Here is a 23,286-nt window from a genome sequence, read left to right as displayed (position 1 = left end):
CAGTTATTTTCTAGTAGAAGTGAGCCTTTGTTAAAACAGGATTAGGATCGGCAACCTCAGTTGGTGTTTTTTGGGATGGAGCTGAATCAGAAAATAGCGTCATTCCTGACTTTGTTATGTTGGCGGGAACTGGTTGAGTAGATCGTGCTTGTTCCGCTAATAAAGCTTCTAAACGCGCTACTTTCTCCAATGCGGCTTCTGTTTCTCTATCTATTTCTTCTCTTTCTATGCGCATTTTCTCTCTCTCTCGGCGTGCCTCTTTTTCACTTTTACGAGCCCTGGCTATCTCAGCATCGACTTCTTTGACTTTATTAACATAGTCACAGTTTTCCTGGGTATGCTCTCGTTGTAACTCCTCAGGTGGTAAAGAAAGCGCATTGATAATCCATTGCATACTCCTGAGATGAGAATGCATGCCATCGAATACGACTTGTTTCAGTTCCCATAATAAAGAATCGGCTGCTCTTTCCGCTTCATCGCTTTGTAATTCCTCAGAGTCTAATTCTCTGAATTTTTGTAAATCGTTTTTAACAGACTGAATCTGCGGAATGTAACATTGTGCCAAATTATTTAAGAGCGCGTTATCCCTACTCGCTTTAGATTTATGGTCTAAATGAAATATCAATAATAATTTTTTAATGATCGTGGCAATCTCAGCATGATGATGATGCACAAATTCTGCAAGATTCTCTGTATGTGCTGATAGCGCTTCTTGTAATGCAGACCAATGTTGTTGGAGGGGTGGGAAGAAATATAAACCAGCCCCTAAGTATTCAATCGCACGGTACAAAATATAGGCGAGATTAGGAATAGTGTCTTCCCATCGTGTGGATCGTGTTGATGGGGGTTCTTGTTTCTTATGATGTAACCAACGTCCTGGTTTTGATAAAATAGCAGTCAAATCTGTGTGGGAAACATTGATATCAATTTTTTTAAACCAAACACTTAGGATCATTTGTGTGATCAAATTTAGGTCCGCACAGAAATCTTTATAAGTAGCTTGAACAAAACGATACAGATTTCTTTTATCAAAATTTGAAATTTCATCTTCCTGAAAATCCCTCTCTTCGGTGTTTACATAAGCCTTGATAGTAGCCATTAGACGAGGTTCTTGTCGAGCAACCAACCAATGTAGTAAGGATGCCCTATTAGAATAACAATTATAAATAAACCATCCCCTAATAAATAAATCAGTGCCTAGTTTATTTAAGGCAATATCTAATAAGGGCTCCCAATGCTGAACTGGTGTGACTTGCTTTCGATTGAACTTGGCACTTCGATATGACATCAGAGGATTTTCACGTAAAATCCCTCTATTAAACGTAGATGGGCATTCAAAAGTACTCATAAAGCTCTCAAATAATGCTAGCGCAGTTGAATGATATTCCAGTGCATGCCTTTCTTCTTCATTACACCATTGATTGATAAGTTGCTCATGCAATGAAAAATATAACCAACAACGTTCTCGTATCACATTAAGTGACCTTAATTTTTTTTTCCTAATCGTCTTTTCAGTTGACTTTCGCAATTGCCGACTAATAGCCAGTAGCGATGAAGATGAAGTTTGTGCAGCGCTAGGTGTTGTTATATGCCATAATTTCAGTTTGTTAAAACACCACAATATCCAGTGCTTCAAGCGTTCCATCCATGAAGGCGATAAATCCAATGTACTCGTGAGTTTTATAAGTTGTGTTAATTGATCCAATAACAAACTTGGTAAGTGTTCCGTTTCTGTTCGGGGTAAAGCAGATAATTGAGTGGTATAAGCATGTAACATACAAATCACACGAATATAGGATTCATATTCACTCTCTTCTTCATCGCAAGGTGGATGGTCTTGAGCCGTATTACGCAAGCGATCCAATAATTGCTGAAAATGGACGATCAATGTATGTTGATAGATCTTAAATAAAGCACGGTCTACCATCTTGTTTATAGGTTGCTTTTCATATTTTTCACCGAAAGCTTCTTCGACTAATAGACTCAATCGATTTAAGTAAATCTTTTTAGGTGTAATAGTCATCACCTGGAAAACCTGCTCTACCCATCGGTTTGCTTGGATTAGAGAGGGATGGTATTTCACAGCAATCTCTATATAGACATGCATCATCAGTAACTGCCGCAATAGGACAGTTACCCAATCATTCTGGCTGTTCTCGTCAGTTGAGGTTGGCTGATTCATCATGCTGTTGAATTGATCAGTGAATTGTTGATACTCCCATTCAACGGCCCATGCATCAGCCTCTCCCACTCCTTTCTGCAAGGATTTGACCCAATCGGATGTCCAAACAACTTGGCCTTTAGTCACAGACATCGACAAACAATCGGTTATCCAGAGGGGTGGATTGAACTGCATCATCTGGTTTGTCGAGTCTGTAACTGGAATATCCGTGTTAGGAGCCATAATAAACCTTTGTTGCGACAGGGTTAGGACCTACTTCCTCTGTTGGCATCGTTTGGGATGAAGATGGCTTGGAAAATAGTGTTACCCGTGATGTTGAGAGGTTTACGGAAGTTGATAAAGTTTGTAATTCTTGTTCCGTTAAAGTTTCCAAGCGAGCTATTTTCTCTAATACTACTTCTTTTTCTTTACGTTTATTTTCTGTCTCTTTATGTTCATTTTCTTTTTCTTTATGTTCTTCATGTTCTCGAACTTGTGCAGTTTCCTTTCTTTTATCTTCTGTAACAACCGCCTGCTCTTTTGATTGTTGCTCAATCACTCGATCCGAGGAAGTTTCAGGAAGATGCTCGCTTATCTGGTGTCTGATGGATGAAAGAGGACCCTCAATCATCTTTTTTATTATAGAATAGAGAACGCTGTGTTCGACCTTTCTTTCTTCCTGACATCTTTTCTCATAATTTTTATCAAAATCCTTTAAAGCTCGTCCCATATCCTTTGCATCCTTCGCAGAAAATACAACACATAAATCACCGACAAATATTTCTACGCTCTTCAGTCGCTCTTTCCCTGTTTCCGGAGTCGATTTAAAGAAATTTTTAATTAAACATTCGAGTTGTTTTTTGATTGATAATTCTTTTTGATACTCTGGATGTGCTCTTACTAGGGCCAACACATAGTAATTTTTCAATTCCTGAAAAACAGCCTCGGTTTTTTCCATCGTTTCCGGTTTCAAACCACTCAATGCTTTACTCTGAGCAGTGATAGCGAGTTGCTTGTTGTCTTTTAAAATAGCTTGTACTGAAAGATTATTTTTAACCGCCTGTGATAAAATTAAATGGTCAGTAGACGAAAATAAGTCAGAAAATAGAGCTACCCTATTGACTTGGCACTCATCACGGGCGTAAAGCCAAGCCTTTGTTTTTGTATCACCTGGTTTTTCTGGCAAAAAATGATGCACGAGTTGGTTGGATCGGGAAAAGGACTGAGAATTGTCTTTCCAGAGACAAACTCCGTTCGGATCGACGCCTCTATAAATTACGTGTGATAAATCATCGAGGGTTGGCACTTGCAGTTTTTGTTCTTCTTCATTTATCCTTTTGGCCTGATAGAGATAAGGAAATAAGCTATTGGTAAAAGAAGAGATAGTAATAGTTCGGGTCTCGGCCTGCTTGATACGTTCCACGCCCGCATCATGTTCTTCACTTTTTTGTGTTTCGAAAGCTTTTTCTTTTTCTTTGCAAGCGCGAGCTTGCTCATTTGAATAAGAAAATTTATTGTTCATTAACTCAAGTTGTAACCGTTTAAGATCTACAATAAGCGCTGTAGCGAGTTTCCGCATCATTGCAGAGACGATGGTGGGTCTTTGTAATAGGCTATCTTCTTTTAGGCAATCTTCTTGAAGAATTTTCGTATTAAATGATTTTGGCAATTGGATCAGCGTATCATTTCTTTCCCAGATACTACCCCAAAAACTGTTCTGATGTTTTTTAATAAGTTCATCTAAATCTTGTTCAGGAAATAAGCTACTGAGTTTGGCATGTGCTGATTCTAAATTGCACTCGCTGAAAAGACACGGTGAAACTAAAATTTCTGTGAACAACTCGACCGGATTCTGCTCTCTTTTTTTCGTTTTAAGCCATGCTAGCAGTCCATCCATATCCTGGTTCGGCAATGGCTGTCTTCCCTCCAGTGTTATGAGAAATCGAATGAGCTGTTTGCATTTTATAATTTGCCAATTGCGTAAACTGCAGGCCATTTCATAAGCTAGCTCATCAACTTCCATTTGTTTCACCAAGTGATTAGAAACAGATTTACGTAAGAAAATTTGAGCGATCAGTAATTTTTCATCCTCGCAGCTTTCTTCAACGTTCATCCCATGTAGAAAAATACGTTGTCCGACTTCTATCTGTTCAGCTTCAGTTAGCAAGGGCAGCCAATTTGGATTGTTCTCCAATGGATTGCTCCGTTCTATTTTGAGTAAATCCAAATACTGTTTGATATCTTGCTGAAATTTTTCAAAGGGGTGAACTGAACTTGAGATTATTGCAGGTAACAATGTATGACCCGAATTGAAGCCTTGCTGAAACTGATTAGCAATCAGTTGTTCTGTCTTCTCCAGTAAATCAACGTTCTCCCTAATTCTTTTTAAATATTTATTGAACCGTTCAATAATTTTCGTTTCAGATAATAAATCGGCAATATACAACTTTTCACGAGATAGTGGCGGAGCAATTAAATCTAAAAATCCGTCTAATTTATCTAAAAAGAATTTAAAGTTAGTCTCGAGCGTTAATAATTGGAGTTGACACTGATGATTGTCATTCTTTTGCAAAGCTTTAACAAGTTCTATTAAAGTTGTATTGATCGCTAAAAAATATTTTTGTGCTTTCTCTAATTTCTTAATACTTTTCTGCAGCGTAATCAGATAATCTTCCGCTTGACTTTTAATCTCCTTCCTCGTGCCGGCGTCCTGGTAGTCGTAGAGAGTTATTGCTTCTCGTTTTAATTGTCGAGCTGGATTTTTTTGATCTAGCCATCTTTGATACTTCTGCTCTAGAGCGAGTATAAAAGAACTCCCCTTTTTATAACTGGCATGACCCGTTAGATGACCCACATGTAGCAAATGCAGAATTTCAAGTATCTCCTTTCCGGTTTTAACCACCGCAACCGCTGTTACCGTCTCAATAACCATCGCTATCTCCTTTTATTGAATTTATTTTTATGTCACTTTTTGAGTATAGAGGATCAATAAATTATTTCCTAGATCATTTTTCTTAAATTTTTTTAAAAAAATTTTAAATAATTTTAAAAATAAATTTTATTTTTATTGATTGAAATACGCTTCGCCTTTAATACTAATTTTTTCTGGATCGATAGAAACATCAATCCGACTCGGGCTAGTTAAGTTAGCGCCCTGCTCTATCGTAAAATTATTCTTTTCCTTATCATTTTTTAAATTCAACATAAACGCTAAAGCGGCAGCCGCAACGCCGGTTGCAATGTCCTCTTGATTGCTGAACAATGGGTTAAAGTTACGACCGACATAGTCAGAATGAGGTTGTTCGGTATCATTTGAATATACGTAAACTCCATTGACAGAGTATTTTTTGCACCATTGACTGATTAAATCTAAGTTAGGCTCCATATTAAATAGAATATTTCTATCGATAACAGGCGCTAATAGCTTAGGGCTCCCTATAGAGGCTACAGCGCAGGGTAAATGGGCGTTTATAGACGTTTTATCTATAGCTAGCAGTTTACTGATAATATCTAGATCTATGTTGTCATCTATTATTTTTCCATTATTTACCATAGACATTGAGATTAAATTATCATTACACGCTATATCAAGATCGGTTTTTGTTTGATAAGGTTTAATATTAAAAGATTTTCCATAATCTGATTTAAAAAGATAATATGCTGCGCCTAAAGCACCATGGCAACACAAAGGAAGCTCCCCTTTGGTAGCAAAAAATCGAAGCAAGTATTGGTTTTTATCTGGAATGATAAAAACTGTCTCGGGAAGATTGAAATGTGTAGCCATTGCTTGCATTTCATCTTTGCTAAGATGCGCAGCATTATCTACAATGGCACAGGGATTTCCCCAACATTTGCACCGCCATATACAAGCTGAACATTTCGCTCTGCTAAAGCCTTTCATAACGCCAACGTTGCTTGTAAAAATTTAGGGTTTTGAGGAATGGTTGCCCCAAGAAAAACACATACTCTTTTCATAATAGTTTCTGGTTCATTTTTTATAAATTTCGTTCCTTAAATTTTATAAAAATTGAGAATATATATCTATTTTATTATTTTCCAAAAATAATTTAATTAAATTTTATCTACTAGGAAGAAATTGATTAAGATGACAGCTATCAGATTTCTTACTGTTTAACCTACTAAGCGAACAATTATGTCCTCTATATTTTTTAAAACAGTTTATCTTAGCGTATCGAAAATCTTTTTTAGTAAGCCTTAACGGTAAATTTTTAACTTTACTATGCTTAATTGCTTTTTTGAGCTTTTTTTCATACTTTAAATTAATTCGATATATATTTAAAATTTTGCATAATAGCCATCCTATAATACTTCCAATGCTAGCGGCTAGAAAAATAATTCCTACTACACCTGCTAACAACCCCAATATACTACCCAAAACCATAACTAGCGATAAGTTAAGGCTCCCAATAAAAATTGCCATTAGTTTTGTCAAATATAATCCATTTATAAATCCATATACCCAACCTATATAAAAACCAATTTTAGAAAAATAAAAAGCATCTGATACAGGCTTATGATATTTGAGATAAAGACTTAATGCTTTGTATAATTTTAACTCATAAGGATTTATTTCTAGCTTTTCTAAAGCTGCATAAACAAAAAAAATATTGACCTCTTTAGGCAATTTTTCTTTATTTATTGTAACTCTCACACCTATATCTGATACAACTTTAACCGTAAGTCCAGGCACATATAAAAGGGGAAGTATGTGTTTAATAGTAAATAAATAGTAATTTGTATTCTTCTCCATGATTAAATTTTGTCCTCCATTTACCTATACTTTAAGCAGTTTTAAAAATTAAATAGATTCTGAGTGATCTTTTTAATAAAGAAATCCCTATAAATGTAGGGGATGTAAATCTTTAATCTTTATCTATTTGAGATTAATTGTTTTTCAATTTTTTAAATTGTAATTTTTTAAATTTATTTACCCCCTATCTTTGTAGGGGAGAATTGATATTTTATTCATATAATGATATTTATTATTTCAAGTTTCTAATAAAAATAATGTTATGTTAGAAAAAGTATTAACGGATTTATCGCTTTATATTTTTGCAAAAGATAATAATTTAAAATATCTTTTTTGTAATGAAAATCTGGCTGAAGCGGCAGGTTTAGATTCCCCCAGCCAGATAATAGGAAAAACTGATTATGATATTTTTTGGAAAAAACATGCTGACTTTTATCGTAGAGGAGATGCTAAAGCCATAACAGGAGAAACTAGAGTTAATATACCTGAAATTCAAACTCAACCTAAGGGAATAGCTAATATTTTAGTCACTAAAACACAACTTATGGATAACAATGAGAATTGTGTAGGAGTTATTGGTTCTTATGTTGACATAACAGGTTATTTACTTACCAAAAAAGAAGGGAATTTTGACCTAGAAAAACAGCGTTTTTATTTAGGAGAACCATTTTGTAATGAGTATCTAACACGACGTGAACTAGAAGTTTTTAGATGTATCCTTTATGGCTACACATTAAAGAAAATTGCTTCTCTTTTAAAAATTTCATTATTAACTGCTCGTTGGTATGTGCATAATTTAAAAATAAAATTACAATGTCATTCCAAAGCAGAAATTATGTCAGTCGCCATTAAACACGGACTGACCTGTGTATTAGAAGAATACAAAGTATGGAAAAACTTAACCGTCGATTAACTATCCCTCAAAACTGAAAATTATTTACCTTAAATAAATCGGAGAAAATATGAATTATCATTTTATTAAACTTTTTTCATTAAAAGAATGCTCAAAATCTGTTATTACCCAGTTTGATGATTTTTTAAAATCTAAAGAAATAGATAAGGTCACTTATCTAATTGAACATGGTCCTTACCAAAGTGCTGAAGGACGAAATAAAGGTTATAATTACATCTTGAAGATCACTGTGGATGGCAACCCCGCTAAATTCAAATCAGATACAGAGAAGGAATATCTCGAATTTTTAGAGAAATTAAAACCTTCATTCAACCAAGAAAAACAAGTTTTTTCAACAGAGTATGAACCCTCTACTCAGCTTACTAATCAATTAGTTCGGCCTCAATCTCCGATAAACCATGTAGTCTTCTTACCATTTAAAGAAACCTCCAAAACCGTAGAAATTAATAAGTCATTTGAATTGTTAACGAATCTGTTTAATGAGCTCCCTGGCATATCCTCTTTTACTTATGGAAAATGTCATGATTCTTCCAATAAAAATTATGTTTTCGAAATGAATTTTTCAGATGAATCAAAACGTGATAATTACTTAACGGATAAACAACATGTAGAAGTTGCCCATCGTATTATTCCTTTATTGGAAAATGGAGCAGAATCAATAATAGCCTTTGATTATCAAATTTTGATGCCCCCGAAGAAATTATCTACTTTATCTAATAGCTCATTTTTTACTCTTAACCCAGAAGATAATATAGTTCAGAACAATCCAGCACCAAAACCTGCGCTGAATTAATATATTAATCATTTATTAGCCAAAAAGTAAGCCAATTGTTTTAATAGTTGGCTTATTTCAAAAAAATCACATAAATACATAGAAGATGGAGGAATAGAAAACAGTAGTCTATTCTTTATAATAAGTAACTTAAGAACCATTTTAGTTTTAGGAAGGGTAAACGCTTCACTTTACCATTAAATTTATTAATTCTAAAAGCTTTCCGCTTGCGTCATGGATTAATTGTGATAGGGCTTGTTGGCTTGATCTATTTATTTGAGGTTGAATATTCAAAAAGTCCAACGGGTTTTTTAAATCATGAGCTATTTGCATTAAAGAATCATGTTTATCAATATAAGATAGTTTCCTATCTGTAATATCTAAAGAAGTACCAATAATGCCAATTATTTTTTTATTTTCAATATCATAAAGTGGAATTTTTCGGGATAAAAATATTTTTTCTATCCCTTCATGATTATTTCCAGTTTCTTCAATGCAATACTCCTTTTGTGTTTTCATGACTTGCATATCAATTTGTCGGATCGCCTCGGCTTGCTCCTCAGAAAAAAAATCAAAATCCGTTTTTCCAATAAGATCTTTTTCTGATTTATAACCCAAGAAAATAGCTTGAGCATTATTAGCTCCCTTATAAATACCGACTACATCTTTCCAATAAACGTGTCCTGGTAATTTAGAAACTATGTTTCTCCAATAAGCTTGTAAAGATCCTGTTTGTAAAAATTCCTTATCTTCTGTTACATAAGCTTAATTTTTTGAAACAACAGCAGCCATCAAATTAGGCACTTCAAGTTTTTTAACAATATTTGCCCTATGATATTTAACGGTGCGTTGAGATAAACCTAATATGCTTGCCATCTCTTTTATTTCTTTTCCTTTACTTGCCAAGAGAAGACATTTTTGCTCCTGTGAAGTTAAACGTCGATCAAGAGTAGGCAGATTTTTATGGTTTGTTTCATAAAGTACCGATTCAATTTGTTCAATACGCTTATTGATCGGTAATGAATTCAAATATTCAAGAAAAGTTTTAGCTAATTCTTTTTTAAGCTTACTTTCTTGTTCATGCAATTTATTTAGGACAGGAAAAGTCCTTATATTATTTTTAGCCATAATAATTAATGAAAAATAATATTATATTCAACATCGTTTAATGTAGTAAATATATAAAGAAAAAAATATGCACTTTATCTAATAGTTGATGTTTTACTTTTAAACCAAAAGATAATATATTGGAAAATTGTCCGGCACAAAAACTTGCGCAGGGTAACATTATAATCATTGACTGAAATGCACACCGAGAACTGAGCAGTAATTAAAAGAAGAAAGGTCCCTTTTATGCAGGAAGAAAGTGTTTGGAAATTTATTCGTCATTTTGGAAGCATTACCAAAGCAGCAAATATAATTGGCATTAGTCGAGCGACTATTTATAATTATCTTGAAGGACGTCCAATTCCTCTCGATATTGCTTTACGTATCGAAGCTAAAAGCAGGAAAAGAATTATTTATAAAGAGCTTATTTCTTGGAAAGTTAAATACAATTTGGAGTTAGAAACTTTTCCTGGTTCTTTAACTGAAATACCGCTAACTAAAATTATTATGCCTGTAATTGTGCCGCGCTTTTCTGATCACAAATATCTATCTAAGGAAAAGCAGCGGGCAATTTGTGTTGACGAAAACTATCAACTTATTTATGGACTTAAAGCCATCGAAATTACTAAAAAACAAGGTAAAAAATCAATAGTTGCATGGCGAATATCTCACGCTGATTTAATCCAAAGAAAATTTGAAATTTTTCATCTAACCAATACGTTTGATTTATTGGAGCGAACAGCTATAGGGATAAGCTTAGAAAAATTTATTGGGAATAGAAAAGGACAGCGAACAGATTTAAAAAAAACTATGGAGAATTCTCCTCACTTTTATCTAGAAAGAGGCATAAGAACAAGAGACTTCGTTACCGAACTTCTTGATCTAAATAGTAGTTATATCTACATACAGCTTAAAAAAATAATTCTACATGGTAGTGATGAAATAATTGAGAAAGTCAGAAACAAAAAGATAAGCGTATCTGCCGCGGCATCTCAAGTTGTATGTTTATAAATTAATAGGTACACAATTACCGGCCATTTTCAACTAACAAGAAAACTGGTTAGTTTGCTGGTAACTAGTAACAAGTGCGTTTGGTATTCTACCAGATGAACGCAACTGCCTTAGGAAGCTGATACTTTATCTGCAACAAATTCTATAAACTTCGGTTTAATAAGTTATGCAATAATTAAAGTTTCTAGATTAGTTAGCTTATTTTTTTTAAGTTCCGAAACTGTCCATGAGTAATGGTTCTTGAAAGGGTATTAAACAGGTAAAGCTTGAGCCTTGTTTAGATTGACTTTCCAAGTAGATCTCGGCTTGCAAATCGTCGAGAAATTGTTTGATAATGGGTAAACCTAACCCAACTCCTGAATAAATACCTTGACTTCTCATGAGAGTTATTACTTATTTTATATAAAATTTGCATCACAATTTTGTTTTATTGAAAAAAAATTAGACCTTTTAAAAAATATTTTTACCTGTCTAAGCTACGAGTATTTGGGTAAATAATTTCTTCTAAATTCTCCTTATATATGGGTTTCACAAGTACGGTATTTGCTCCAAAATGCAAACATCTCTGTTGATTTTTTTTATCCGCATGAGCAGATGTAACAATAATTAATGCATCTGAATTACGCGTACATTTTCGAACAGCATCAATAACTACTTCGCCAGGAAGATCAGGTAGTCCTAAATCTAAAACTACAAGATTAAATACTTTATCTTGCAATCGACAAATTCCATCTTTCGCGTTTCCAACAATATCAATTGTATAGCCTAATTGAGATAGCATAGTGCCAATTACCTTTTGCTGTATTGGATCATCTTCAACGAATAAAGCTTGATGATTTAATATTAGTTGTTTTTTAAACGACATATAAATTTCCTCGAAATAAAATTCTGGAAATATTATGTATAATGCATTAAAAAAAAACACTCCCTGAATAAAAGGATTAAAAATACAAATATAAGTTACTATTAATTAGTATCTATACTAAAAAAATGTAAAATTTATAGTTAAAACTTCATGATTTTAAATGATATAATTCATTCTTAACTTGCCTTCTAATCCAAATAATAGGAGCTACATTAAGTATTTTAACGCTATTCTTATTTTCTGTTTTGCATAATTTGTTAGTTTTCAAAACAAATAGTTCTTTTTTATCTGAAGGATATATTTTTCGAACTAAAATGGTATTTTCAATAGTTTGAATAATACAGGTCTTACGAAATAAAGTTTCTATATTATTTAAATCACATTTAATTCCCGCTACATAATCACCGCGATTATAATAAGGCTGCATTAGGGCATCTTCAATGATGGTATGGATAGCATTAGGGTGATGAATATAGAATAAGTTGATTTCTTTCTTTATTTTTTCATTCTCAGATTCTACGGATGGTTTTTTAGAAAGATTTTTTTCATGATTTAAATGCTGATATGAATACATCAAAGTGGGAGTTTCTCCAATTCCATGTAACAACCATTCAATTGTGCAATTAAGAATACCTTCCTCTTGAAATATCTCTTGTAATGCATATGCCCCTTTCATACTTAGCCCTCCATATCTGGCATATTCCCAATTAAGCAAAGTCCCTTCACCAATGATCGCATGACGTTGGCAGAATTTTTTACGATTTAATCTCAATAAGGTTTCACGAAGATAACGCACTCTTTCTCCGCGGGCCTCCTTATAATTATTGGAGTCCAATTTAGAAATATTATCAGTTGATTTTTTAGTCACAGTGAATAACTCATAAGAAATTACCTACACAAAATATGGCTTATATCTGATATATTTTATGCAAAATTTGCATAACAATTATGTTTCGGATTGCATACTAAATTATGCAATTTCTATTTGCAAAGGATAAATACTTTGCTATAGGAAACATCCCTAATTTAATGGATAGAACTAAATATATTTTATATCACTTATTCTATCAAAATAATTCAAAAGGAATAGCAAATGACAAAAATCCCATCAAGAAAAAACACTGATTTTGTTATAAAAAAATTGTTGGTAAAGTTAGGCAATAAGAACCCTAATTATAAACAACTAAAACTTGCTGAATCTCTACTTTTAAAAACCAACATAACCAAAGAATTAACCTTTAACCCTAAATTAACCAGTCGGGAGCTCTGCTGTTTGCTTTTAGCGTCCTTAGGTAAAAGAGTAAAAGAAACAGCAAATCTATTAGAAGTAATGCCTTCAACAGTTGAAACATGGCATAAAAACATAAAATACAAACTAGAAAGTGAAACAATGGCACAGGCGGTCTATAAGGGAATAACTCACGGCTATCTCCGAGAATATTCAGGCCAGGATTTTCTTTAAGCTAAAAGATAGAAATATCCAGTTGAGTTATCCGAAAACTGAGAGTTAAAACTCTATATATTTAGGCTTGAATTTTATCTAACCATATAGGGTTATCTTTATGTTAACAACCATTAAATTCATGGTAACATGTCCACAAAAATCAGGATGGGAAATAAATTTATTTTATTTTATTTTATAATATTCCCAAATTAATCACATTTATATTGAAATACATTCAATTGTGCTTATGAATATTTAATCCTGGTTATTAATATCTAATTAGGATTAACCATGAGCACTATAATAAAGAATAAAGCTGAATCTTCCGGTATTGATCAAAATGTCTTAGCAATCACTGATTTACAAAATTTTCTCGTTAATTGGGATGAGGATTACCAAAGAAAAATATCAAACATAGATATATTTAATTATTCTTTAACTAAGCATTGGAGCAAAGAACAATGTCAATTTTTTATAAAAGTTTTATATCATATACGTGGTCACTTCGATAGTTTCTTATGGTATATGGGAAATTTTGCACCAGATTACAAATCCAAACAAATGATCTTAAAAAATGTTCATGATGAGTTTGGTATGAATGGCTTATCTCATGAACAATTATATTTTCAATTTGCTCAAAGTTTTGATGTTGATTTAACTTACGAGTTATTAGAAGAAACTACCTACTTACATTTTGCAAAAGAATATATTAGAAACCAATTGCTTTGGCTTAGAAAAAACGATTGGGACCATAGGCTAGCTGCATTTGCTGCCATAGAACGACTAGATAATGTTGATTATTTAAATTTGCGCAACATTGCAGAAAGCATAGGCGCTACCGGAAAAGCGTTAACTTTTTTTAATGTGCACATAAAAGCAGATCATTTTGAAGGAATATTAATAGCAGCGTTTCAGGAACTTTGGCAAAAAAAACCACTTGTAGCACAAGAAGTATTTAATTTTATCAGTGACTTTCAAACTTCAATGTGGAAGAGCTTATCGGATGCGATTTTTAATTATAACAATAAAGAAACTAGGCTACCTAGCTAAAAAAATTAATGGACATATTAGTGTAAAAGTAGAAGATTTTGGTGCCCAATATGTGATTTTTGGTATATTTGGCCTTCTCAATTACCCTCTCTATTATATTATATGGAAATTTTTTTCCTCCCAATCCTATGAAAGCTTATCTTTACGCATAGTTGCAACTTTACTTTGCTTATTTTTAGTATTAAACAAATATTGGCCAAAAAAGCTGCAGCCATGGTTACCTACTTATTGGTATATAACATTATTGTTTTGCCTGCCTTTCTTTTTTTGTTTCATGCTATTGAAGAATCATGCCATTGATGTCTGGCTTATGAGCACCACTATCGTATTAGTATTACTTATGCTGCTGGTAGATTGGCTTAGCTTTATAATTTTGCTTACCTTAGGAGTTTTTCTTGCCTGGTTAAGCTATCACTTTACTTCAGCCATTCCTTTTAAAAATGATAACTTTGTTGGCTTAATGTCTCAATACTTGGGTTCCTTAGCTGTTGTATTGCTTTTTGCTCGTAATAAAGAAAAATCAGGTAAAGAACGGTTAAATGCTATGTCTTCGGTAGCAACAAGCATTGCTCATGAATTGCGTACTCCATTAGCTACGCTTAATATAGGCGCAAAAAATATTAAAAAATATTTTCCTTATTTTTCCCATGCCTATCTAATGGCTTCAGATGCCAATCTACCCGTAGAAACTATTAAAAAGAGTACGTTTAAACTCATAGAAAAAACTTCTTCGGATATGGAATTAGAGACTGAAGCTGCAGCTCTATTTATTGACATGCTACTTATGAATGTAAGCCCTCAATTCAGTATGGACTCATGCAAAACTTTTTCAATAGCCAAATGTGTCACCGAAACTCTATCTCGATATCCCTTTTCAGAAGAAGAAAGAGCATTGATTCATTGGTCAGAAAATCATGATTTTATAGTTAAGGGAGAGTATTTGTTAATTACACATGTATTATTCAATTTATTAAGAAATGCCTTATTTCATATTGCTAAAGCTAATAAGGGCGAAGTTTATATCTGGTTAGAGTCAAATAACGAAAACAAGCTTTGCTTCAAAGATACAGGAACGGGTATAGTTAAAGAGTTTATTGGACGTATATTTGACCGTTTTTATACTAAAACTCCTCATGGAACGGGTATTGGCCTTACCTTTTGCCGAGCTGCTATGGAATCCTTAGGAGGAGAAATACTGTGTGAATCTATTGAAAATGAATACACTTTATTTACACTGAAATTCCCTAAAATTAATTCTAAATTTTAATTTTTATAATAATTACTATGAAAAAAAATAGATTAAACATTTGCTATTATCCTACAAGTCTTATATTGGTAGATGACAATAAAAAGTTCCTTCAATCGCTCCGGTTAGGATTAAGCGATTATTCATGTTATTTTTATGAAAATCCTAAGAAAGCTTTAGATTTTCTAAATAATTCATACCAATATGAGCCTTTTATTAATCGAAGTTTATTATCTGAAGAAGATAGCTTTATTGAACAACCCGTCGCTGGCTTAAACATCAAAAAAATTCACCATGAAATCTATAATTCAAATCGTTATGAGGAAATCTCTGTTTTACTTGCCGATTATTCCATGCCTTACATGAATGGGACTGAATTTTGTAAAGAAATTAAATCTAAATATTTACAAAAAATTATGTTAACAGGCGAAGCAAGTAATGAATTAGCCATAGTCGCTTTTAATGAAGGCATCATTAACAAATTTATTTTAAAATCTTCCATAGGATTTTTAAATGTCATCATGGATAATATTCAAGAACTACAAGAAAATTATTTTATCGCATTAACAGACATTTCATTGAGTAAAATTAATAAAAATAATGTGTTGTCTATCATTGAAGATCCTGTATTTATCGAATTATTCAATAAACTTTGTAGAAAACATCAGATTGTCGAATACTATCTCTTAGATGAACAAGGTAGCTACCTTTTACTTGATAAAAATAAAAAAATGAAATGGCTTATTGTAAAAAAAGAGTCTGAATTGCAGAGCCTAATCAATTTTGCTGCTTTTGAAGAAGCCCCAGAACCTATTTTGAACGCTTTGCAAAACAGGGAAAAATTACCTTATTTTCATACTGAAGTTGAGCTTGCTGAACCACCTTCTGAATGGGAAAAATATTTATACCCGGCAGTAAAGCTACATGGCAAGGAATTATATTATTATTCTTTTATTGATAATTTAACCCCATTGAATACGGAAATGGAAAAAATCCTATCTTACAGTAAGTTTTTAGATAATCTTGTTATTTAAAGTAATTCTTTTGGAAGATTCATTCCTTTATTACTAATCAGGTGCCTATAACCTTTCTAGCTACTTCTTTAGTTGCTTCTGCGATTTGAAGTAACTGCTGGTAAAACACTTCAGCTTCTTCAAGCGACTCTGCTTTCAATGCAGTTATCATTTCTATGCAAATTTGCTCTAAGCGACTTGCAGAGCAATAACTTGCTCCACCTTTCCATTTATGGGCCAACACTTGTATACCCTGCCAATCATTGTCCTGATGGTATTGTTCTAGATTAGGTATTTCTTTTGTCAGACTATTTACTAGCAAGGCCAACATCTCATGAAGCTTTTCGTCACTACCCAGAAATTCTAATGCCTTCTCTTTGTCTAAAAGAGACAATGATTGTAATTGATTGGTGGATTTAGTCTGATGTTCTTTAAAAATAGAGGCTTGTGAAAGCGATAGAAACGCATTTAGGATTCCAGAAGCTTTCTCTGGTGTTAATGGTTTGATATAGATCGCATTCATCCCTTTTTCTAAACAACGTCGTTTATTTTCCTCATCTATATGTGCTGTTAATCCAACAATGGGAATCGATGAATTATTATTCCATTGTTTTGAACGAATAAGACGCGTTATATCACAACCATCTGCATCTGACAGGCCAATATCCATCAATATAAGACCATAATGATTTTTCTCTATGAGAGTCAATGCGGTTTTCCCATCCGGTGCAATATCAATTTGGCAATTAAAATTTGACAGAATACCCTGCGCGATTTTTGCCGCGATGAGATTATCTTCTACCACTAACACACGACTTTCTGTCGTCACAAGAGAATCTTGTAACGCAGGTATCATGGACACTTTTTTATCGATTAAGTAAGTATCACTTTCGAACGATTGTATTTCCTTTATCGCATTCCCATCTTTTGTTGATAATGACTCTTGTAAAGGAATTAAACAAATAAAAGTTGCACCTTTTCCTACATCACTCTCAATATGAATTTCACCGCCCAAGTCATCGATAAATTGTTTAACCACTGAAAGGCCTAAGCCTGTTCCTGGATAAATTCCTCGATAAGCAGGAACTAGACGTGTAAAGCGTGTATAGACTTCGGTTTGTTTATCACGAGGAATACCCATACCTGTATCTCTAACGCGGAGCTCAATAATTAATTGCCCCGTATGCGTTTTGTTTTTTATTAAACGTGCGCTGACTTTAATCTCGCCTTTATCAGTATACTTTATTGCATTCGTCACCAACTCTAGAACAATGCGTTGAAATCGTAGAGGATCACCCAACAAATAAGCTGGAATGCTTTTATCATAATCCAAATATAAATTGATGTGCTTTATGTCGGCTTGCGGCTTGTTTAAGCGTACGATCTGTTCCAACTCTTTATGCAAGTCAAACCTTTGCTTCAAGATCGGAATTTCACCTGTTGCGACCTTAATACTTTCTAATATTTTATTCAGAAATTCCAATAAAGCGTCACTGGATTGAGCTAGGTCTGTAGCATATTCAGCTACTTTTTTTGGATTGTTTGATTCCATTTGAATCAAATGCGCACAGCCCACAATTCCCGATAAGGGTGTCCGGATGTCATGGCGCATGTTTTCGAGAAACTCTGTTTTTGCTTGATTGGCTACTTCTGCTTTATCTTTAGCTAATTTTAAAGCTTCTTCTGATTTTTTTCTTTCAGTAATGTCACTATAAACACCTATAACACCGATAACTTCATTATTTTTATTAAACACGGGTACTTTATTAGTTAATAGATAACCTTTTCTACCATCAGGAAAGGTTTGCTCCTCTTCGATATTAAGCTTAGGAATGCGAGACTCCATTACTTCTTTATCATCCTTACGATAGATATCACTATCTTTTTTCCTTACAGGAAGATCATAATCGGTTTTTCCTATCACCGCTTCCGAAGAAGATAGGCCAAGACCACGCGCAAAAAGATCGTTACAGCCTAGATACTTTCCTTCCCTATCCTTCCAAAAAACATGGACAGGCAATTGTTTTAATAATTCAAGAACAAATGCACTATCAAACCCATCTTTTTTTTGGTTAAAATTCATAAAAAACTTCCAAGAAAACCAAATCAATCCGCGCAGAAAATATACATTAAAGATAAGGCTATGGCTAGTACTTATCATCTTACTGGATGATCAGGTGTTTAAGCTTTATGCAAAGTATTATTGAATTTATATAACCAATATACCTAGAAAAGGTAATGCTTATTCTTTCATTTTTATTTTATTTCATCAATTGGTTTATACTAATAAGGTGTTGCAGAGTTATATCTAATAACCCCATATGAATAATGCTAACCATTTTATAAAAAATAAATATTTAAGATGAATAATATAAAAAAAAACAAAATTGCCATTATAGGATCAGGGTGGTACGGAGTACATATTGCTTTAGTTTTAAAAAGCAAATGCCCGACATGCAAAATAACGCTGCTCGAAAAAAATCCTGACATATTTAGTGAAATTTCAGGAAAGTTTGGCATCAGAATACACAGTGGCCTTCACTATCCTCGATCCGAGGAAACAAGAATAGCTTGTCGCAAAGGCTTTCATCAGTTTTTCAATTATTATCCTGAATTGATCACACCGCATATGTATTCAGTTTATGGTGTGGGAATTATAGATGCAAATGGAGATCCATCTAAAATAGATAAGGAAAAATTTACCTCTATCTGTAAAGAGCTTGAAATTTATAGCGAGATCCTACCAGCTGACTGGGGATACGATAATTTAAGTTTTGCAGTTAATGTTGAAGAGCCAAGTCTAATATTAGGTGAACCTTTACGTAATTTTTTTAGTGCCGCTTTAACCAATGCGGGAGTAAAATTGTTATGCAATTTTCATGTTACAAGAGTTGAAAAACGTCTTAACAATCAGCTTGTTGTGAGAGGTAAGCAGGGCGAAATGCGTAAGAAGAAATCTTTCATTTTTAATCATGTTATTAACACAACAAGCTATCAAGCATTGATACCTGATCCTAAAGGATTGCCTTTAAAAATGGAAATTGTCTATCAACCTTGTCTAGCGCTAATATACGAACATACTGAAAAACCTCTTCCCAAGTTACCTTTTTCATTTATCGTAATGGATGGATGGTTCCCCTGTTTAATGCCTTATGATGATCGTATAAATAAAAATCAAGTTTTTTCAAAATATATAATGACCCATGGAAAATGGACAATTATGGGCTCTTATAAAACGGCTAAGGAAGCTAAAAATTGTCTTTCTTCTGTTACCGATAAGTTTATTGCTCAGCAAGTTGTACCCAATTGCGAAAAAGAAATGGAAAGATTTTGGCCGACATTCAAACAAAAGTTTACCTATACAACATGGATCGGGGCTGTTTTGGCTAAGATTAAAACGGAACGAGAGTTTCGCAGTGCCGTTACTTTTAAAAATAGAGAAAATGGGATGATTTACGTCATTCCAGGGAAAGTAAGTAATATCTTTGATGCCGGAAACGAAGTATTGTCACTCGTCGGGCTAAATCAAAAAAAGGTAATTAGGGAAGGTAATTATTGTTATGTAGAAGGCGGGACACTTTTTACGGCGAAACATGAAATTGCTGAAAAACCAAAAAATATTTTACAAAATACTTGTGAATTGCAGCCTTATGGAAAAATCGAGAGTGCTCCTGTTAAAAAATCCAAATCACTTTGCTTCTGGAAATCATCCGCGCAAAAGCATCATATTTCTAGACCAATAGCATCTCCGAATGTGAAGTTGAGAGGGAATAATAGCTAGAAAATGAAGTAAAAGTAATAAATAACTCCTCGAATAAAGTATCAAAGAAACTAAAAAAAAGATATTTTATCAAAGCTATTGATTACCTCCTATATCTAGATTAACAACGGAAGTAATACCTGAACTCATAGTAAAATACAGTAGCCCTATACTTCCGATACCAGCCCAGAGATAAAGACCAACTTTAGAAAACAAAGCTATCTAGACAGGATCTTTTCTGTGTTGAAGATAAGCATTCAATTTTTTAGTTAATTCGTTTAGCATACTTTTAATACTGTATTTTCACAGGTGTCACACAACAATTGCGTTAGATCATTGATGGGTTTAGCGGACGGTTTTTTGAAAAAATTAGAACATGGGGGTCTAGGAAATAGTAAATTCTGAATCGACCCAAGGAATTGGTACAATAAAAGCTTTATATTTTTCCATAATGATCCTTTTTCTTCTTCCCCATCAGATATTAGACCTAACTTAAATATCTCTTTTTGATAGTTTGAAAGGGCCACTTGGATCTGCTGTATAAGCTCTTCTCCTGCTTCTTTTTTGATTTGCTGATATTGCAAGGAAGTTCTAGAAGTAATTGGAGTTATTCCAGCTTCGCTACAAAAAACAAAATATCCATCTAAATAGTTTTGCAAATCATCAATAAGCTTTTCAGATTTATCTCTAAAAATACTAGGCGGCTCTAACCATAGGCAAATATGGAGTGCATTTATAACTGCTTGTAAACTATCGCGATCTTCTTCAGAAAGCATAAGCAAATATTTGATTCCGCTTGTGTCTTCCAAAATATGTTGGGTTATTTCTTCCACTAAGGGAGTTCTTGGCCATTCTCTCCAATAGTAACGCTCAAATAGCTTAAAATAGGTAGGGTTATAGTCTTTCCCTTTCAGAAGCTCACGGATAGCTTCGCGATAATCTTTCTTGCGCAGCCCTGGAGTATAAGCAGATAGATAATCACATAATTGGCGATAATGTAATACGGCTAACCTAGATGCTAAAGACGTAAATATGAGCTCTATTGGTTTTTCTGGCTCATCCATGTCCGTAACGGTAATACTAGGTGGTTTTAATGAATAAGCCGTATTAAATGCGTGAATAAATTTATTGATTAATATGCTTTTTATCATACTTATTTTTCACTCTTATTATGGAAGTTCGACCAGTACTGATATTCGACTACTAGCTGACGTAAATAGTTAATATTTTTTATTAATTCGATTGGGCAATTTTCCAGGAATTTTTTTTTAAATGCCTTAAATTTATAAAAAAAGTTTCTTTTATATCGCGGCGTTAAAAAACATTGTTGAATCGTATTTTCTAATAATTTATATGAACACCATTTAACTAAAGCGGCATCAGCACCCCAAGCCAAATACTGTTCCTCGTGATTTTTATTAACAAAGGCACTCCATACTATTAATGGTGTACCTGCATTCGATTCACTGTCACGCACACACTCAATAACCTCCCAACCCGATGCCCCTTTTAAGCGTATATCGGCTATTATCAAATCGTAGGGGGTACCCTGTATGAATTGAATAGCTTTGATACCATCATCGATCAAATCAACTTGATAGCTCAGTTTACATAGATAATTAATCATGATTTTCTGACAAAGAAAATCATCTTCCATCAACAAGACACGCTTAATGATATTAATCGCTAGTTTTTGTTCTTCCTTCCGTTCCATTTTGGCTCCTTGTTGTCCCCTTATTAATTTAAAATAATTTATAAAGCATTTAAATTTTTTTGTAACTGTCCAAAAGTACAGTATGATTAAGGCATGGTGATAACTGATTCTCAGAAGCCAGTGCGGGTGATCTCATCGGGTTATTTAGCAGTATCGGTTTTCTGGAACAAAATGAGGTGGCCATTAATCAACTGAGCCTATATCGAAATAACATTGATCGAGACAGTAAGAGGAATGGATCCAACCTATGTTTTTGTTTTTAAGAATAAACCGATAACTCGTATGTTAAATTCAGGCTGGGAAAGTAGTGTAAGTGTTTGATTATACTGGTGGGCCCACTAGGACTTGAACCTAGGACCAACGGATTATGAGTCCGCTGCTCTAACCAACTGAGCTATGGGCCCTTCGAAGGGAGGTAGATTGTAATCAATCTCGAGAAACTTAGCAATTTTATCTATTTTTCCCTTATTTTTCATTGACTTATTGGCTAACCTCGATCTTCAATACACTTCATTTTGTAAATAACATTAAGTACTTAAACTATCTTAACCTGATCCCATATTCAGGATGACTAATCATTCTTCACGGTTCTTTACTTGCTATTCAGGAATAAGGAATACTAAACCTTCAGGTATTTTTAATTTCCCATTCCCATTTTAATTAACTACCACCATGCTCGAAAATTTAATTGATGATTTTTTAGCTGAAATAAATTTCCTATTGTAAAATAAATATAGATCTTCTTATTATTCATTATTTTTATGTGTAAAATAATCTTCACAAAGTGTTTTATATTCCTTTATTTGATGATTTTTATCGTTATGGATGTTTTTGCAGAAGAAAAACCGGATAATTTTGTTTATGTAACTGAAATTATTCCTAACATTAAACAAGATATGCGTTATTTTGGTAGTAATAATTTTGTTGGTCGCCCAATTACCGGTTATAAGAAACCTGTCTGTATTTTAAGCAGTGCCGCTGCTCATGCCTTATTGAAAGTACAAACAGAACTGAATAAACAAAATTTGGGCCTATTGGTATACGATTGTTATCGACCACAGATGGCCGTTGATGATTTTATCCTATGGAGCCAAAATAGTGATGAAAAGACGAAAAGTTTGTTTTATCCACATTTTGATAAAAAAGAGCTGTTTAAACGCGGTTACATTGCACGTCGTTCAGGCCACACCCGAGGCAGCACAGTTGATCTAACTATTGTTGATCTTGCAAGCAATCAAGTTCTTGATATGGGCACGCCTTTCGATTATCTAGATCCATTGTCACATCCGGACAATCGGGATATTACTCCTGAACAATTTAAAAACCGAATGTTGTTACGATCATTAATGATCAAGCATGGCTTTATGCCAATAAGAACCGAATGGTGGCATTTTACTTTAAAAAATGAACCTTATAAAAATACTTATTTTAATTTTTTTGTAGAATAAATTAATTGATA

21 protein-coding genes and 1 tRNA gene are annotated in these 23,286 nt (G+C 33.4%); 9 read left to right on the top strand and 13 right to left on the bottom strand.

Features of this window, described 5'->3' with window-relative positions:
• Positions 1–10: 10 nt before the first annotated feature.
• The 4 genes from AAHH40_RS01800 to AAHH40_RS01785 form a co-directional block, all read right to left on the bottom strand.
• Positions 11–2,404 (bottom strand): hypothetical protein, encoded by a 2,394-nt coding sequence (locus AAHH40_RS01800; RefSeq protein ID WP_342220418.1) that lies wholly within the window; start codon positions 2,402–2,404, stop codon positions 11–13.
• The gene (locus tag AAHH40_RS01795; protein ID WP_342220417.1) at positions 2,394–5,093 is read right to left on the bottom strand and encodes a hypothetical protein; all 2,700 of its coding nucleotides are present in this window, start codon (positions 5,091–5,093) and stop codon (positions 2,394–2,396) included. Before AAHH40_RS01795 ends, AAHH40_RS01800 begins: the two co-directional genes overlap by 11 nt.
• Positions 5,094–5,225: 132 nt before the next feature.
• Positions 5,226–6,062, bottom strand: a complete 837-nt coding sequence (locus AAHH40_RS01790) for a PhzF family phenazine biosynthesis isomerase (protein ID WP_342220416.1) — start codon at positions 6,060–6,062, stop codon at positions 5,226–5,228.
• A gap of 177 nt (positions 6,063–6,239) precedes the next feature.
• Positions 6,240–6,932 carry a hypothetical protein gene (locus AAHH40_RS01785; protein WP_342220415.1) on the bottom strand — a complete coding sequence of 231 codons (693 nt, stop codon included), beginning with the start codon at positions 6,930–6,932 and terminating at the stop codon, positions 6,240–6,242.
• Between the two features lie 262 nt (positions 6,933–7,194).
• On the opposite strand from AAHH40_RS01785, the gene AAHH40_RS01780 reads away from it, so the two are divergent.
• A complete protein-coding gene (locus tag AAHH40_RS01780; protein ID WP_342220414.1) occupies positions 7,195–7,845 on the top strand; it encodes a helix-turn-helix transcriptional regulator in 651 nt (216 codons plus the stop codon).
• Between the two features lie 49 nt (positions 7,846–7,894).
• Positions 7,895–8,638, top strand: a complete 744-nt coding sequence (locus tag AAHH40_RS01775; RefSeq protein WP_342220413.1) for a Dabb family protein — start codon at positions 7,895–7,897, stop codon at positions 8,636–8,638.
• 165 nt (positions 8,639–8,803) lie between these two features.
• Here the strand turns inward: AAHH40_RS01775 and AAHH40_RS01770 are convergent, their stop codons facing one another.
• Both AAHH40_RS01770 and AAHH40_RS01765 read right to left on the bottom strand, forming a co-directional pair.
• Positions 8,804–9,319, bottom strand: coding sequence for a PAS domain-containing protein (locus tag AAHH40_RS01770; protein WP_342220781.1), 516 nt, complete (start codon positions 9,317–9,319; stop codon positions 8,804–8,806).
• Between the two features lie 63 nt (positions 9,320–9,382).
• Entirely contained in the window at positions 9,383–9,745 is a 363-nt protein-coding gene (locus AAHH40_RS01765; RefSeq protein ID WP_342220412.1) for a helix-turn-helix transcriptional regulator, read from the bottom strand.
• A 225-nt stretch (positions 9,746–9,970) separates the two neighbouring features.
• Here AAHH40_RS01765 and AAHH40_RS01760 point away from each other — a divergent pair, with 225 nt between their 5' ends.
• On the top strand, positions 9,971–10,735 hold the full coding sequence (locus AAHH40_RS01760) for a hypothetical protein (RefSeq protein WP_342220411.1): 765 nt from the start codon (positions 9,971–9,973) through the stop codon (positions 10,733–10,735).
• 207 nt (positions 10,736–10,942) lie between these two features.
• Here the strand turns inward: AAHH40_RS01760 and AAHH40_RS01755 are convergent, their stop codons facing one another.
• The 3 genes from AAHH40_RS01755 to AAHH40_RS01745 all read right to left on the bottom strand — a co-directional run bounded on the left by AAHH40_RS01755 (position 10,943) and on the right by AAHH40_RS01745 (position 12,396).
• Positions 10,943–11,116, bottom strand: a complete 174-nt coding sequence (locus AAHH40_RS01755) for an ATP-binding protein (RefSeq protein WP_342220410.1) — start codon at positions 11,114–11,116, stop codon at positions 10,943–10,945.
• A gap of 82 nt (positions 11,117–11,198) precedes the next feature.
• The gene (locus AAHH40_RS01750) at positions 11,199–11,600 is read right to left on the bottom strand and encodes a response regulator (RefSeq protein WP_342220409.1); all 402 of its coding nucleotides are present in this window, start codon (positions 11,598–11,600) and stop codon (positions 11,199–11,201) included.
• Between the two features lie 148 nt (positions 11,601–11,748).
• A complete protein-coding gene (locus AAHH40_RS01745) occupies positions 11,749–12,396 on the bottom strand; it encodes a hypothetical protein (protein WP_342220408.1) in 648 nt (215 codons plus the stop codon).
• Positions 12,397–12,693: 297 nt separating this feature from the next.
• On the opposite strand from AAHH40_RS01745, the gene AAHH40_RS01740 reads away from it, so the two are divergent.
• The 4 genes from AAHH40_RS01740 (at position 12,694) to AAHH40_RS01725 (ending at position 16,374) form a co-directional block, all read left to right on the top strand.
• Positions 12,694–13,062 carry a helix-turn-helix transcriptional regulator gene (locus AAHH40_RS01740; protein ID WP_342220407.1) on the top strand — a complete coding sequence of 123 codons (369 nt, stop codon included), beginning with the start codon at positions 12,694–12,696 and terminating at the stop codon, positions 13,060–13,062.
• A 273-nt stretch (positions 13,063–13,335) separates the two neighbouring features.
• Positions 13,336–14,094, top strand: coding sequence for an iron-containing redox enzyme family protein (locus AAHH40_RS01735; RefSeq protein WP_342220406.1), 759 nt, complete (start codon positions 13,336–13,338; stop codon positions 14,092–14,094).
• Positions 14,048–15,361, top strand: coding sequence for a HAMP domain-containing sensor histidine kinase (locus AAHH40_RS01730; RefSeq protein WP_342220405.1), 1,314 nt, complete (start codon positions 14,048–14,050; stop codon positions 15,359–15,361). The genes AAHH40_RS01735 and AAHH40_RS01730 overlap by 47 nt, the downstream gene beginning before the upstream one ends.
• Before the next feature lie 17 nt (positions 15,362–15,378).
• Positions 15,379–16,374 (top strand): hypothetical protein, encoded by a 996-nt coding sequence (locus AAHH40_RS01725; protein WP_342220404.1) that lies wholly within the window; start codon positions 15,379–15,381, stop codon positions 16,372–16,374.
• Positions 16,375–16,411: 37 nt separating this feature from the next.
• On the opposite strand, the gene AAHH40_RS01720 is transcribed toward AAHH40_RS01725, so the two are convergent.
• Positions 16,412–18,436, bottom strand: coding sequence for an ATP-binding protein (locus tag AAHH40_RS01720; protein ID WP_342220403.1), 2,025 nt, complete (start codon positions 18,434–18,436; stop codon positions 16,412–16,414).
• Positions 18,437–18,715: 279 nt separating this feature from the next.
• Between AAHH40_RS01720 and AAHH40_RS01715 the strand changes: the two genes are divergently transcribed.
• The gene (locus tag AAHH40_RS01715; RefSeq protein ID WP_342220402.1) at positions 18,716–20,134 is read left to right on the top strand and encodes an FAD-dependent oxidoreductase; all 1,419 of its coding nucleotides are present in this window, start codon (positions 18,716–18,718) and stop codon (positions 20,132–20,134) included.
• 257 nt (positions 20,135–20,391) lie between these two features.
• Here AAHH40_RS01715 and AAHH40_RS01710 read toward each other — a convergent pair whose 3' ends face one another.
• The 3 genes from AAHH40_RS01710 to AAHH40_RS01700 form a co-directional block, all read right to left on the bottom strand.
• The gene (locus AAHH40_RS01710; RefSeq protein ID WP_342220401.1) at positions 20,392–21,264 is read right to left on the bottom strand and encodes a hypothetical protein; all 873 of its coding nucleotides are present in this window, start codon (positions 21,262–21,264) and stop codon (positions 20,392–20,394) included.
• Positions 21,265–21,266: 2 nt separating this feature from the next.
• Positions 21,267–21,827 (bottom strand): response regulator, encoded by a 561-nt coding sequence (locus AAHH40_RS01705; protein WP_342220400.1) that lies wholly within the window; start codon positions 21,825–21,827, stop codon positions 21,267–21,269.
• Between the two features lie 327 nt (positions 21,828–22,154).
• Positions 22,155–22,231: transfer RNA gene (locus tag AAHH40_RS01700), tRNA-Ile, on the bottom strand.
• A 417-nt stretch (positions 22,232–22,648) separates the two neighbouring features.
• On the opposite strand from AAHH40_RS01700, the gene AAHH40_RS01695 reads away from it, so the two are divergent.
• The gene (locus tag AAHH40_RS01695; protein ID WP_342220399.1) at positions 22,649–23,275 is read left to right on the top strand and encodes a M15 family metallopeptidase; all 627 of its coding nucleotides are present in this window, start codon (positions 22,649–22,651) and stop codon (positions 23,273–23,275) included.
• Positions 23,276–23,286 lie beyond the last annotated feature (11 nt).

The organism is Rickettsiella endosymbiont of Miltochrista miniata, assembly GCF_964031245.1.
Classification (GTDB): Bacteria; Pseudomonadota; Gammaproteobacteria; order Diplorickettsiales; family Diplorickettsiaceae; genus Aquirickettsiella.
This window is presented reverse-complemented; position numbering and strand designations above follow the sequence as displayed.